Annotated in this window: 13 protein-coding genes; 11 read left to right on the plus strand and 2 right to left on the minus strand. The window is 29.7% G+C overall.

All coding sequences use genetic code 11. The annotated features are described in order from the left end of the window. Window positions 1-162 precede the first annotated feature (162 nt). From ABS916_RS07715 to ABS916_RS07735, 5 genes are all read left to right on the plus strand, one after another. Window positions 163-1,671, plus strand: a complete 1,509-nt coding sequence (locus ABS916_RS07715; RefSeq protein WP_035021047.1) for a DUF1846 domain-containing protein — start codon at window positions 163-165, stop codon at window positions 1,669-1,671. 105 nt (window positions 1,672-1,776) lie between these two features. Beyond that, window positions 1,777-2,403 carry an MFS transporter gene (locus tag ABS916_RS07720; protein ID WP_350451328.1) on the plus strand — a complete coding sequence of 209 codons (627 nt, stop codon included), beginning with the start codon at window positions 1,777-1,779 and terminating at the stop codon, window positions 2,401-2,403. A 246-nt stretch (window positions 2,404-2,649) separates the two neighbouring features. Continuing rightward, complete coding sequence (locus tag ABS916_RS07725) at window positions 2,650-3,441, plus strand: serine hydrolase (RefSeq protein ID WP_350451329.1); 792 nt, start codon at window positions 2,650-2,652, stop codon at window positions 3,439-3,441. 57 nt (window positions 3,442-3,498) lie between these two features. Continuing rightward, a complete protein-coding gene (locus ABS916_RS07730) occupies window positions 3,499-4,386 on the plus strand; it encodes a C40 family peptidase (protein WP_350451330.1) in 888 nt (295 codons plus the stop codon). A 34-nt stretch (window positions 4,387-4,420) separates the two neighbouring features. Further along, on the plus strand, window positions 4,421-6,094 hold the full coding sequence (locus ABS916_RS07735) for a peptide ABC transporter substrate-binding protein (RefSeq protein WP_350451331.1): 1,674 nt from the start codon (window positions 4,421-4,423) through the stop codon (window positions 6,092-6,094). A gap of 283 nt (window positions 6,095-6,377) precedes the next feature. On the opposite strand, the gene ABS916_RS07745 is transcribed toward ABS916_RS07735, so the two are convergent. Next, a complete protein-coding gene (locus ABS916_RS07745) occupies window positions 6,378-6,503 on the minus strand; it encodes a hypothetical protein (RefSeq protein ID WP_350451332.1) in 126 nt (41 codons plus the stop codon). Between the two features lie 186 nt (window positions 6,504-6,689). After that, a complete protein-coding gene (locus tag ABS916_RS07750) occupies window positions 6,690-7,043 on the minus strand; it encodes a helix-turn-helix transcriptional regulator (protein WP_350451333.1) in 354 nt (117 codons plus the stop codon). A gap of 1,589 nt (window positions 7,044-8,632) precedes the next feature. On the opposite strand from ABS916_RS07750, the gene ABS916_RS07755 reads away from it, so the two are divergent. The 6 genes from ABS916_RS07755 to ABS916_RS07780 all read left to right on the plus strand — a co-directional run bounded on the left by ABS916_RS07755 (window position 8,633) and on the right by ABS916_RS07780 (window position 14,259). Continuing rightward, entirely contained in the window at window positions 8,633-9,514 is an 882-nt protein-coding gene (locus tag ABS916_RS07755) for an Rgg/GadR/MutR family transcriptional regulator (protein WP_350451334.1), read from the plus strand. 378 nt (window positions 9,515-9,892) lie between these two features. Continuing rightward, window positions 9,893-10,150, plus strand: a complete 258-nt coding sequence (locus tag ABS916_RS07760; protein ID WP_350451335.1) for an uberolysin/carnocyclin family circular bacteriocin — start codon at window positions 9,893-9,895, stop codon at window positions 10,148-10,150. Window positions 10,151-10,226: 76 nt separating this feature from the next. After that, a complete protein-coding gene (locus ABS916_RS07765) occupies window positions 10,227-11,375 on the plus strand; it encodes a hypothetical protein (protein ID WP_350451336.1) in 1,149 nt (382 codons plus the stop codon). A gap of 536 nt (window positions 11,376-11,911) precedes the next feature. Next, entirely contained in the window at window positions 11,912-12,526 is a 615-nt protein-coding gene (locus ABS916_RS07770) for an ATP-binding cassette domain-containing protein (protein ID WP_350451337.1), read from the plus strand. Then, window positions 12,516-13,034, plus strand: coding sequence for a hypothetical protein (locus ABS916_RS07775; RefSeq protein ID WP_350451338.1), 519 nt, complete (start codon window positions 12,516-12,518; stop codon window positions 13,032-13,034). The genes ABS916_RS07770 and ABS916_RS07775 overlap by 11 nt, the downstream gene beginning before the upstream one ends. A 697-nt stretch (window positions 13,035-13,731) precedes the next feature. Continuing rightward, window positions 13,732-14,259: a hypothetical protein gene (locus tag ABS916_RS07780; protein ID WP_350451339.1), complete on the plus strand. Its 528-nt coding sequence runs from the start codon at window positions 13,732-13,734 to the stop codon at window positions 14,257-14,259. Window positions 14,260-14,265 lie beyond the last annotated feature (6 nt).

Below are 14,265 nucleotides of genomic sequence, written 5' to 3' on the forward strand. Positions count from 1 at the left end.
ATGTAAAAATAGGACGTTAGTTTCGAGCAAGATGTAATTGAACTTATTTATTCTTAATAGTAGTTAAAAAATAAAAACCGTTAGTACGACAAAAATCGTCTAACTTTTTTTTGTTTAAAAAGGCAGCTGCTAAAATCCAGCAATAATACAGGAGGAAAGCATATGAAAAAAACAGGATTTGATCCACAGAAGTACATTGAAGAACAATCAAAATATATCCTAGAACGAGTAAATGACTATGATAAATTATACCTTGAATTTGGTGGCAAACTGATTGGTGACAAACATGCTAAACGTGTATTACCAGGGTTTGATGAAGATGCAAAGATTAAGTTGCTGCAAAAATTAAAAGATCAAGCTGAAATCATTATCTGTGTCTATGCTGGAGATATCGAACGCAATAAAATTCGTGGCGATTACGGGATTACTTATGATATGGATGTATTAAGATTAATAGACGAACTAAGAGGATATGGCTTAGAAGTTAACAGTGTAGTTATTACTCGCTATAACGGTCAACCTTCTACAAAACTTTTCATTAATAAGCTAGAAAGAAGAGACATCAAAGTCTTCACACATGCTGCAATTGAAGGGTATCCATCTGATATCGAAAATATTGTAAGCGACGAAGGATTTGCAAAAAATGACTATATTCCAACAACTAAACCAATTGTAGTCGTTACCGCTCCTGGTCCAGGAAGTGGAAAGTTAGCAACCTGCTTAAATCAGCTTTATCATGAACGTCACCAAGGGAATACAGCTGGATATTCAAAATTTGAAACATTTCCAGTTTGGAATGTTCCATTAAAGCATCCGCTGAACATTGCTTATGAAGCAGCTACTGTAGACTTGAAAGATGTAAATATGATGGATAATTTTCATTTTGAAAAATACAACCAAGTGGCGGTTAATTATAATCGTGATCTTGAAACATTCCCTGTTATTAAACGAATTATTGAAAAAATTACTGGTAAAGAATCGGTATACCAATCTCCAACAGATATGGGTGTTAACCGTGTGGGATTTGGTATCATTGATGATGAAGTGGTTAAAGATGCTTCAAAACAAGAGATTATTCGTAGAAGTTTTTCAACAGAATGTGATTTTAAAAAAGGTTTGATTGATGAAGAAATTCTTAATCATATGAAATTGATTATGGAAGAAGTCGAATTGAAAAAAGAAGATAGAGTTCCTGTGGCACCTGCCCGTAAATATGCTGAAAAGATAAGAGAACATTCTGAAGTTACAGATATGCCTGCAGTTATCGCATTTGAATTGCCAGACGGCCAAATTGTGACTGGGAGAACGACTGAGTTAATGGATTCATGCTCTACAGCTATTTTAAATTCGATTAAAGTTTTGGCTAAGATCTCAGATGAAATCCATTTGTTATCTCCAAACATCTTAGAAACGATTCAAAAATTAAAAGTAAATGATCTTCATAGTAAAATGACGGCTTTGAATGCCAATGAAGTTTTGATTGCTCTTGCAATTAGTGCAGTAACGAATCCAACAGCTCAATTAGCTTACAATAAACTAGCTGAGTTGCAAGACGTTCAAGCACATTCAACTGTAATGTTGAATAAAGATGATGAACAAACACTTCGTAAATTAGGATTGGATATCACATGTGATCCATTCTATCCATCAGAAAATTTGTATTATATTTAACTAAATGTTCTTGGTGGAGCTTTACTGCTTAGAGATAAACCTGAAGATTTAGGAGCAGTAGCGTATGGTAAAGAAGAATCAACTGTCAAAGAACCGAACGCAGCAATGGTAACCAATGAATTAGAAGAAGCTGTACCTGAAGGATTAACTTTTGCTGAAGCAATCCGTTCACCTATTTTTTACTTTGCAGCAATTGCCTTTATCTCATTTGTAATGGTTAGTACATTTACCCAACAATTACAAGTATTCTTAGTTTCAACTGGAATTAATATCGTTCAAGTTGGTGCTATGATGTCTATGGCTTCAATTGCTATGATCATATCTAAGATTGCAATGGGATCTATAAGTGATAAAATTGGTTCGAAAACGACGTATATAGGCTTAGCGGTTATCTTTACTACAGCCTTCATCATTTTCTTTTCAACAAGTTCGCCAATCATTTTATTTGTAGCATTACTGATGTATTACATGTGTGCAGGTACGCCAAATGTTTTACATCAATTGATTACCTTAGATTTATTTGGGAAAAAAGACTTTACTGCAATTTGGGGAATGCTAGCCCTTGCAGCAAATATCGGTTTAGCCATTGGAAATCCAATTTTAGGTCTATTGTATGACTTAACTGGAACTTACCAATTAACCATTACTGTATGTATTGTATTGATGATCATCTGTATGGTATCGTTCTTCCTTGCAAATCATTCAAAAAAAAAAAGAAGTCAAATTCGTTAAAAAATACGCATAATAAATTATAAGTAGAAAAAGTAGCCAACACTCAATTATTTTGAGTAATGGCTATTTTTTTTATGCTCTGCATTTTTTAGAGTATTAAAAATAAAAGCAGATAATGTACCTGACATGAAAGCGTTACAATTATGTTGTGGTAAACAAAGGAATTCTATATAATTAATTTTAAGTAACAAATATATGAGTTTTTGGTGTGAGATAGTTTAGGATTTAAAAGAAATGAGGGTGAAGATGGACTGGAATAAGGAAATACAAGGCTTAGAAACTGATTTTTCTTCTTATATGGAAAGCGGAATTTACATCCATGATGGAATGAAACTGTTATTTAGCAAAAACAAAGAAGAGTTGTTTCCTTCAGCAAGCATTATTAAGCTTCCTATTTACCTCTATTATTATGAACAAGCCATTCAAGGAAAATTCAATTTAATGGATAGAGTGAACGTATCAAACAAAGGGCGTGCTAATGGATCTGGAGTAATGCACGTTTTGACCTCCATTGAAGACTGGAGTGTTGAAGAACTCTTACAATTAATGATTGCTGTTTCAGACAATGAAGCAACAAATCAGCTGATCTCTTATGCGGGGTTAGAGAACTTGCAAGCATGGATAAAAGAAAAAACATGGAATGAAGAAATGGCTTTAAGACGATACTTAATGGATTATGAGTCTGGTTTAGTCAATGAAGTGACACCACAAGGAGCTGTGTCAGTTTTAAAAGAAATCATGGAACTTGGAAGAAACTATCCATTATGGAAAAATCAGATAGAAAAACCATTTTTATTGCAGCAGTTTCGAACAGGTCTTCCAGGATATTTAGATGAGAGAGAGATTCCTATTCTAGAGATGTTAAATAAAACTGGCGAAGACAATGAGATTCGCCACGATGTTGCTTTATTTCGGTACAACGATCGAGTAGTATATATCGCTGCCTTAAATAAAAATGTAAAAGAAGAAGCCAAGGCAATTGAATGGATGCAAGAATTAGGAAAATTAGCGTTTAAATTTTTAACGAATGCTGACTAATCACCATCCTTCTAGCTGATAGAATTGAAAAATTGGCAGTAAGGAGAGAACAACTAAATGAAAAAAATGGTTAATGTGGCGACAACTTTTTTATGGTCAAAAAATAAGGATCATCCGGTTCAGGAAAAAATAAAAAAACAACAGACAAAACAACAGTTTTATACATTATCCGATGAGGAGGTTTTAAGCCTTTATAAGGATCGCTTGGTAGATTCAGAATTGCTTTATGGGGATATTGTTGAAGTCTCTGAAATTGTAGGAGAATACGCAAAGGTAACCGTTCTAAAACAAGCTTTTAAAAATGAACCTAAGGGATATCCCGGCTGGGTGATAGCTAAAAACCTCGTTCCTGTACCACAGGAATGGTCAGAAGAATTAGAACAAATTGCTGTCAATCAACCTACAGCAAAAATCCTATTTACCGAGGATAAACAAATTTTTCAATTCGTTTCGATAGGGACGATGTTATCTTTAATGGAAGAGACACCTAGTCAATACAAAGTTATGACACCAGATGGGATTGGATTTGTAGCAAAAGAAGATGCTCATTTAGTTGAAAACTCTTCAATCAATGCTGCTGAACAACTGATTGGTCTCGCAAAATCATTTTTAGATTTGAGATATGTTTGGGCGGGAACAAGTGCTGCTGGATTCGATTGCTCCGGATTTGTCTATACCTTGTTTCGAACGTTTAATATTTGGTTGAGCAGGGATGCTCAAGAACAAGTTTTTGAAGGAGAAGTTCATTCGTATGAAGAAGCAATTCCTGGAGATTTGTTGTTTTTTGCCTATCAAGAAGGCAATGGAGAAGTGCATCATGTAGGCATTTATCTAGGAGAGGATCAAATGATTCATTCACAAACTCCTGGATCAAAAGTAATCATAACAAAGCTTGAAGGGACTAAGTATCAAAAAGAATTATGTGCAGTCAGACGTTTTTTTTAAAATTATAAAAAAGAAGAGGAAAGGGTGAAAATCAATGAACTATCAAATAAAAGGTTTGGGAATACTTAGTTTAGCCGTTTTATTAACTGCATGCGGAGGTACAGAAACAAATGGGTCATCAACAGAAAGCAATTCAGCTGATGGAGAAAAAAACTTAGCAGACACTCAAGAACTGCGTTTAACTGCAGCATCAGAAATTCCATCTATGGATACAGCTTTAGCAACCGATTTAACCAGTTTTACCGTTATGAACAATGTATTTGAAGGACTATATGTTCTAGGACCAGATGCTGAGCCTGTCTTAGGTGTGGCAGCTGAAGAACCTACTATTAGTGAAGATGGAAAAACGTACACTTTTAAGCTACGAGAAGATGCAGTTTGGTCCAATGGGGAACCTGTAACTGCGGATGATTTTGTCTATGCCTGGCAAAAAGTTGTGGCACCTGAAACAGCTAGTGGGTATGCATATATGTTTGATGGGTTAATTCAAAATGCTACTGAAATTATCAATGACGAAATGGATCCAACTGAGTTAGGTATTAAAGCGCTGAGCGATACCGAATTAGAGATCACATTGATGCAGCCCACATCTTATTTTGATCAATTATTGACTTTGCCGTTTTTCTTTCCTCAAAATAGAGCATTTGCCCAAGAACAAGGGGATGAATATGGCAGTACGAATGAAACATTAGTTTATAATGGGCCTTTTGTATTAGAAGGATGGAATCAAGCAAGTAGTGTTGGATGGACGTTTGAAAAAAATGAAGATTATTGGGATGCTGACTCAGTTGTTTTAGACACGGTAACAGTTGATGTAATCAAAGAAGTAACAACTGAGTTGAATTTATTTGAAAATGGCGATACAGACATTGCCTTTTTATCTGGGAATTTTGTTTCACAATATAGTGATGACCCTAATTTTCATTCTTCACTAAATGCGACAACATTCTATATTGAAATGAATCGCTTAAATAACGAGGAAGAAACAGAATTAAGCAATGCAAATATTCGTTTAGCGATTGCATCTGCAATTGATAAAGATGGCTATGTTAATAACGTCTTACAAGACGGATCAGCTTCTATCGATGGATTTGTTCCTGCTGGTTTAGCAAGTAATCCAACATCAAAATCAGATTTCCGTGAAGATGCTGGAAATTTATTGCCCTATGACTTAGAAAAAGCTACAGAAGCTTGGGATGCTGGGTTATCTGAATTAGGAACAGATAGTATTGAATTAGAGTTAATCACCTCAGATACAGAAGATTCAAAACGTTTGGCTGAATATTTGCAGGATCAATTGCAAAAGAATTTACCAGGACTGATTGTTACATTGAGAAGTATGCCTTTCAGTATGAAATTAGAAACAGTACGTGAAGGAAACTATGATATGGCTGTCAACTCATGGATCGCTGACTTTGCAGATCCAATCAATTATGTAGAGCGCTTTGATACAGACATCAATCGTATGAATTATTCGAACCCAGATGTAGATGCTTTAGTAGATACAGCAAAGGCAACGTTTGATGATGACGAAGCACGTTGGGAAACACTAGTAGAGATTGAAAAGGTTTCTTTAGGTGAAGATGCAGCTTTGGCACCGTTATACCAATCAGCTGATTCTTACTTATTGAATTCAAAAGTTAAAGACTATTATAAACGTGTTTTCGGTCCAGATAGTTACAAATGGACATGGATAGAAGCAGAATAAGCAAAAATAATATAAAACAAGGTGCTGACCCCTAAAAGCTAGAGTTTTTATTGTATAGCTGATTGGCTGGTTTGAGTTCGGTATTCGACCGAACTTAAACCAGCCAATTTTTCTTTTGATTGAACGTGAATAGACCAATCAATATATTCTTCGATTCTTACTTCAATTCTTCATAACGAACGAGTTTTCCCCCATTGTATATTTCTTGATTGAAGATACTAACGGTTTCTCTTTTAAAAATTCCATTATATCTTTAAATTTTTAAGGTCTTTCATAGTTAATTTTACAGAGTATCCCAATCGATATCCTTGAATAGCGACCCAGTCTTTTTACTGACCATAACCGATTCACTTTCTTCATTGTTACCTGGTATGTGAATGGGTTCATTGGTTTGGTTGACGTCTTTCAATAATGGGTAAAAGACTTTTCTAGCTTGATTAGGATTAACGATCGATTAAGCTATTCCTCCTTTTAATTTCTTTTATTTTGACGTACTTATTCAAGTAGATCAAAATATTTTAAACACATGAAATTGCTTAAAAACGTGTATCATGAACCCGTTAACCAAAGGGTTCATTTTAGCCTAACAAGTAATTTATTGAGTATAGTAAGCCCAACCTTTTCCAATTGCATGTCCAGCTAAATAAAAGAAAGCTATTATGAGTAAGCCATAACAAATTATCTTTAAAATCTCTTTTATATTTTGATATTTTTTTAAATCATTTGTATCTTTTTTGATTTTTTTCATAAGATTGACATCCCCCTTTAACATATAATCTAAAGATAATTGATAAAAATCACTGATTTTAATTAATGTTGAAATATCAGGGAAACTTTTTCCAACTTCCCAACTTGACACTGTTTGTCGTGTGACATTCAAATGATCAGCAACATGCTGTTGAGTTAGATCAAGCTCTTTTCTTTTTTCTTTTAAAATCTCATTTAGCATTGTATTTATCTCCCAAATTTAGAATAATGTGTTTTGAAAAGGTCTCCTAGCAATTAAAAATTGCTAGCTCACATATTTTTAGCAAATCTCAATTGCAACGTTATTATATCAGTCTTTGCGACTTAATAAAAAAAGGTTTGTCATAATAAGACAAATCCTTTTTTTATTTTAGGACACCCTGTTTTAGGTAAAATTTTAAGGTAATAAAGCAAAAACGATAGTAGAAATTAAATCAAATATAGCTCCAATAAATTTTTTAGTAGAATAAGTTAAATTTTTGAACATAGTTTTCAAATCTCCATTCTTTTTATAGTTACGGATACATAAAATTAGATAGAATCGTGTTCTTTAAATAAAAAATAGAGCCCCTAATTATGGGTGCTCTATTTTATTATCTAATGTTCATTTTATACTTTATTACATATGTAAAAAAAATAACAATAGATACATAAAAGTACTTAAATATACAAGTACAACACAAATTTTATTAAAAATGGTTAAACTATTAAAGTTTAGTTTAACTGAAAAGATAATGATCGAACAAATATTCATGATAGATAAAATTAGTAAAATAGCTGAGTTCTTTCCTATAAATGGGTCAAGTAGGCCTAAAATAAATGGCGCTATTAATGAAAACCAAAACATAAAAAATAATAATTTATTTACGAAACCTTTCCTTTCATTACTATTGAATAAAATTAAACCACCTATGATACCTGTAAACGGTAATATTTCTAACATATTCTATCTACCTCACATTCTGATTACCTATAGTTTATAATAATTAGTAGTCTGTTGTCTAAGTATTTTGAATTATGGTCAGTATAGCGGTACTTTTAGACTCTGCTAAGAGCTAACACTATTCTTCAAAATACGATTACTTCTAAATAAAACCCTTCTGTAAATGTTAAAACGATTTAAAACCATACATTAAATTACATAGATTAATGTATCGAAGAAATAGTTAACTTTAGTTGATTACACTAAATAAATACTGAAGTATCAAACACCTTTGGGAATATTTTTGAGTTACGTACACGAACAGATTTGTCTAGCTTATATTGACAAACGAAAAAAGAGCAGAAAATTAATGGATTTTCTGCTCTTTTTTTAAGGTTCAGATGATGATATCTTTGGTCAATGATATTTTGATATATAAATTACTTACTAATGGACATAGTATTAAACTAAATAAATGCATGAATATTTCATTACAAAGATTATTTGTATCTATTTATACACAAAAATTTGATTATTTAGATCCTATTTAGATCCTATTAAGCATACTGAAATCTATATTGATAGCTATCTATATTAAAATAAGTAAGGATATAGTACTTTAATAGCTACTTTTTCTATTTATGTATTTCTTTTATAAAATATAAATCACTTCTTCTCTATAACTATATATATGACTTTTCAACAAAATATATTAAAGTACTTAATTAAAATTAACCTATTCCAATGACGTCCCAAACTAAAAGTCTCATTATAAGTACCCCCCTCTCATACATATATGTTAAAGTGGGGGTACTATAATTAAAGTTTATGTTAACTATTGTTAACTTAAAGTGCTGGAGGAAAAATTTGTGAAATCCGGGGAAGTTATTAGATACATTAGATTATCGAAAAAATTAAAGGCAAAAAGTGTATATGCAAATATTTTAAGTCGTCCTGCTATTTCAAAGTTTGAGAAGGGGATAAGTGATACCACGACGGATAAATTATTTGAGATATTAGATAACTTAAATATTACATTGGAAGAATTTTATTTTATTTATAATATCGACAAAGTAAAAGAGGAAAATATTTTTCTTCAAGAATATTTTGAATCGTTTTACTCTGCTAATATTGAAAAGTTATTAATAATTAGAAATAACAGTAAGAAAGCATTTGATAAAACTAATAAAATAAAAAATTTACATTATTCTGCCTTAGCAGACTTAACAATTAGTTATATTTCTCAAAAAGAAGTAAATAGCGAGAGCTTAGAAGTATTAAAAAAATATCTTATTGAATGTGAAGAGTGGAATTATTATGAGTTAATATTATTTACTAATGCATTAGATTTTTTTTCTGAAGACTTGATATTATTACTTTTTAAAAGAGCAAAAAAGAAGTTAGTTTCATTTAGACAAATCAGAAAATATAACAATGAAGTTTTTGTACTAGTATTAAATATTTTAATCTTTTTTATAGAAAAAAATGATATTGAAAAAAGTAGTTTTTTTTACAACGAACTTTTAAATAGCACTTCCGAAACAAATAATAAAATGTATGAAAAAACGATGATCATTTTTTTGAATTATCTATTACAGATAATGAAAACAAAAAGGGAGTCAACGAACGAAGTAGAAAAAATTATTTCTATATTCAATTTTTTAAATATGCCCTTAAAAGCAAAACAATGCTCTTTATTACATGAGACTGTGAAGAGTAATAATTTAACCAGTTCAGTCAATAATAGTTGATATCTTACTTTCAATTGTAAATGTAGATACTTAATGTAATAACGTATTGACAATATTAAATTTAATGTTGTCAATTTTTGTAGTATCAATAATTAAACTATAATTCAAAAATATTATGACATGTCTTTCAACATCATTAGCCAAAATGTTTTTGAAAGTGTATTAATGTAATAAGGTGAATAAAAAATATGAAATTGTTTTTATTCATCCCGGGGAAAAAGCTTAGTTAATTACGACATATATTAGTGAAATTAATGGGTATTTTTTTAAAATAAAAGGAGTCATAAGAAAGTTCATTATAAAAAAGTTAACTATTGTTTACTTTTTTATAATGAAAAAATAGATAATGTTATCTTTAATGAGAAGGAGGTGATAATTATGAAAAAATTATTTGTATTAGCTACAGTCTTTACTGCGGGATTCTTTTTTGTTTCGCCAGATTTAACCAGTACATTAGGACTTAGTACATACGCTGCAAAAAAAGTAATTGATATTATTTCAGCTGCTTCTAGTGTGGCTGCAGTTGTTGGAATCATTGCTGCAGTTGTTGGCGGTGGTGGTATTGGAGTTGGAATTTTAGCTACAGCAAAGGCTTTGGTTAAGAAATATGGTAAAAAGTATGCTGCTGCATGGTAAAATATAAAGTTTATAGCATTAGCGTGAGAACTTGCGCTAATGCTATATATTTGAAGATCATTAATGAGGTGTACATATGACGAGTTATATATTTACTTCCATTTTTAAAGAATTTAAGTTAATCAAAGACCCTATAATATTTTATACTTTAAGCGGATTAAGTTCATTATTTTTAATATTCCTTCTATTAATAGCAAGCTTAATTATGGAAAGTTTTATATTTTTGCTAATTATAAACTTTTTGTTATTTCAATATAATGTCCCAGTTATTATTAATACACTCCAAGCGGACACATCTTTACATTATAGTTATTCAAAATCAGTAGAATATAAATATCTTATATTTATATTCGTGAAGAATAATCCATTAATTGTAATTGCTGGGTTATTTAATTTGTTAATGGTGATATTTTCATTAAACGATATGCAATTATTATTATCAGTGGTTTTAACGGTGCTAATTCAACTAAATGTTATTTTCAGTAAGTTAATACAAAATAGTTTTATTAAAGTAGTACAAGTACTAGTGATTACTTTATCCATACTTATAAATTTATCTATAACAAATGAAATTATAAATATGTTTCTAATATTAATGCTATTATTCATTTCTTTTCTTATAATAAAATCAAAAAAAAGCATGATTTATTATTTAATCATTAATAAAAATCATACATATAAAAAAATGAAAAATAGTAGTTTTAACTATAAAAATATGTATTTTAAGTTATTCATATCATATTTAAGACACTTTTCAATTAAAAGTTACATAACAATTATTTTATTAAGTTTATTATATATAATCGGTACAAAGAAGTTTTCTATAGATATTGATATTGCAAGTATTTTAATATTTTTATATATATTCGATTTAGAATTAATTGCTGATCAACAATTCAGAGAACTTGAGAAAACATCTGCACACTTTTATATAGCGTATTTAAGCCCACTAAGTAAATTAAAAAATTTTTTTTTAACTGAACATTTTCATAAGATGGTTATTTATAGCACTCTTATTTTATGGATGACTTTTTTTTCCGTTGGTACTACTCAAATTATTGGTAATCTAATGGCTATACTTATTATGTTTTTCATAGGCTTAATATATAATATTTCAACTGAAAGTGTAGTAAACAATAGAAAAAAATTTAATAATATATTATTTCAATATATTATAATAGTTATCGTACTTTCATTTCTTACAATAAAAAACTTTGTTTTTTAATGTAGGCATATATTTAAAACGGAAGGAGAAGTTTTTATTAATAACGTTACAACAAAAAATTATGTCATATTTTTATTGAGTATACTAATGATTGCTTTCATGCTGTATATTAGTATTAATTTTGTTTTTATAGACACAAATCTTAGTAATACTACAACAATATTAAATGAGTATGGATTTAAGTATGCACTAGAAATTATTATAAATAATTTGAAAAATTTTTTTCAATATCTTACTTTTTTCTTTATTTCACCAGTATTAGTAATTGTTGATATATTCATAATAGTCTATCAAATATGGTTAGGAATTAACGTTTTTGGAGGTGAGCATACATTTATTCTGTTATTTATGCATGGAATTATTGAATTTCCGAATATGGTACTATATATGCTTCTTTCTTTGAAATGCATGGTTGTCTTTTATAAGAAGTTTAATCTAGATGATGTTTTTATCTTTATGAAAGATAACTATAAATTATATATATTAAGTATAATCAATATAATATTAGCAGGATTAATAGAAGGGATGATTCATTTTTGACACTAGTATTAATGGAAAACTGTACTAAAATGTATGGCGATAAAGAAGTATTATCTAATATATCATTCTCTTTGACTAGCGGTATGCACTTTATTAAAGGTGATAACGGAAGTGGTAAAAGTGTCTTATTAAGATCGGTAGCAACTGTAGAAGAGTTTTCATCAGGTAATTATAAAAATAAAGCTAAAAATATACTATATCTTACTGATCAAAGCTTGACACATCATTATTTAACCATAGCAGAAAATATATCTTTATTGTACAGTATTCACAAGATAGTACTAACAAGTAAAGAAGAAGAAATAATAAAATCGTTTTACACTACGGATCAATTAAACACAGTATCAGAGAATGCCTCTTTAGGAATGAAATTAAAGGTAGGATGCTCATTACTAGCAAAACAAAATCATTGGGATCTTGTAATACTGGATGAAACTTTTTCTGGTATAGACTATTCTAGCAGAGATTTATTATTAGAAATATGCGAGAATCTAGTGAAGCAAGGTACTTGTATATTAGTAGTATCTCATAACAGCTTAGAAAGAGAATATTTATATAAAAGCACAGTTATTGAATTAGCCGAAGGGAGATTAGTTCAGAATGGTAAATGAATCTAAAAAAAGCAATGGATTAATATTAGCTTTTTTCTTTACATATATAATTGCTAATGTGATATTATTTTTTGAAATAATATCAGCAAATCCATCTCTAAGTACTTTATTAAAAGAAAGTCAGCTTCTTTTAAAAATAGATTCTCTTAGATTTTCAATTTTTATGGTAACCATAGTGGTTTTACTGAATACAATGATTATAATTGTCACCTTTCTTATTTTAAAATTATGTACACAGATAATTTTAAAAAAAGAGTTTCATCACGAAAAAGACCTCTTAGTGACACTATTATTATCGAGTAGTCTTTCAGCTGTTACCTCTTTACTTTTATCAGAATTCTTTACTATAGATTATTTTATCCTGTCTTTTGTGACTTCTACACTAGAGTATGTGCTTTTTGTGTTTTTGTATAAAACAAATGTAAAAAATACACGGGAAATAATTACAGTATCAGGAGTTAAACTAGTTTTATTAATAGTAAATATCATCTTTATTTTTAAAGTGTAATTTTTTCAAAGTAATATTTATCAATATCTCATCGCGTGTGTAAAAAAAAGAAAGAGGTTGGGACAAAACTTCTTTCTTTTTTCTAATAATAAATTAAAATAGATAGTTCTAACACAGTTTCAAATTCTAAACAACATAAGTGTATAGATGAAAGCTAATCAAAATAAATTTTAAAAATATGATATTCAAATTAATTAGCTGGTATGCGAGTTATTCTTAATCCTCTCTATAAAGCAACAATAGCATTCTCTACAATGTCTTGTTGAAATGCATAAATCTGTATTTTTTATTCTAGACGACAATTATAATATTATAAACATGTTTTATAAATTGGATTTATCAAATATTGATTGTTTTTTTAGACATTGTAAAAGATAGAGCATTTAGAAACAGATTAATGAATGTGTTAGTTCCGTTACAAATGAGTATAGAAGAAATCGAACTAGTTGAGTATTTGAAGTGAGCTTAAACTATATTAACTAGAACAATAGCTAAGAGTAAGAAGCATTTAATAAAGCACATTGTTATTTTATAGGTAGTTTGTTACACTTTTGTTAGTTCATCGAAGATTTTAGCTGATTTTTAAAGAAACGCATTTTCTTCTATGAAACCAACAAAGGAAGAGGTAAATTAGATTAAACTTTACATAAAATATAAACAGGTATAGAACAAGATTACATAAATGGAGGAATATAAGATGAATCAAGAAATCGAACTGAATCAAAATAAAAAATTTCCTTGGGGAGCAGCGACGATTTTTGCGGTAGCTTCTTTAATGGTCGGGATTTATGCGTCTGTTACATTGGAAACAGAGTTAGGGTCAGATCTAATTGCTGGAGCTAATATTTTCGGAGGAATTGCAAGTCTAGTAACTGCGTTTATTGGTGCAGGCTTGCAATATATATTTTCAAAATTTCCAACACAATGGATTTCTAAAGAAAAAAACGTCTATAAGTATGATATCTGGTCGGCTATTTTTTATTCTAGTACGATTGCTTCAGTAATGAACGTATTGATACAACAATTCAACTTGCAAGAGAATTTTATTGTGAGTGTATTGATTAGTTTGGTAACAACGGGATTATTTCTATTCTTTTACTTTTCAGGTGAGGAAAAGAAAAGCAATGTAAAAAAAGCCATTACCATTGTGCAAATAGTGTGGTTAGTATTAGGTCTTATTGTCAGTATATCTATATTAATGTTTGTTAGTAATCTAGGAATTTAGTAGAAA

Origin of the sequence: Carnobacterium sp., from assembly GCF_040274945.1 — a bacterium.
GTDB lineage: Bacteria > Bacillota > Bacilli > Lactobacillales > Carnobacteriaceae > Carnobacterium_B.

Excerpts from the sequence above, each read along its gene's own strand:
- ABS916_RS07715 (WP_035021047.1), top strand. The coding sequence starts at position 163 with ATGAAAAAAACAGGATTTGATCCACAGAAGTACATTGAAGAACAATCA.
- ABS916_RS07720 (WP_350451328.1), top strand. The coding sequence starts at position 1,777 with ATGGTAACCAATGAATTAGAAGAAGCTGTACCTGAAGGATTAACTTTT.
- ABS916_RS07725 (WP_350451329.1), top strand. The coding sequence starts at position 2,650 with ATGGACTGGAATAAGGAAATACAAGGCTTAGAAACTGATTTTTCTTCT.
- ABS916_RS07730 (WP_350451330.1), top strand. The coding sequence starts at position 3,499 with ATGAAAAAAATGGTTAATGTGGCGACAACTTTTTTATGGTCAAAAAAT.
- ABS916_RS07735 (WP_350451331.1), top strand. The coding sequence starts at position 4,421 with ATGAACTATCAAATAAAAGGTTTGGGAATACTTAGTTTAGCCGTTTTA.
- ABS916_RS07750 (WP_350451333.1), bottom strand. The coding sequence starts at position 7,043 with ATGCTAAATGAGATTTTAAAAGAAAAAAGAAAAGAGCTTGATCTAACT.
- ABS916_RS07760 (WP_350451335.1), top strand. The coding sequence starts at position 9,893 with ATGAAAAAATTATTTGTATTAGCTACAGTCTTTACTGCGGGATTCTTT.
- ABS916_RS07765 (WP_350451336.1), top strand. The coding sequence starts at position 10,227 with ATGACGAGTTATATATTTACTTCCATTTTTAAAGAATTTAAGTTAATC.
- ABS916_RS07775 (WP_350451338.1), top strand. The coding sequence starts at position 12,516 with ATGGTAAATGAATCTAAAAAAAGCAATGGATTAATATTAGCTTTTTTC.
- ABS916_RS07780 (WP_350451339.1), top strand. The coding sequence starts at position 13,732 with ATGAATCAAGAAATCGAACTGAATCAAAATAAAAAATTTCCTTGGGGA.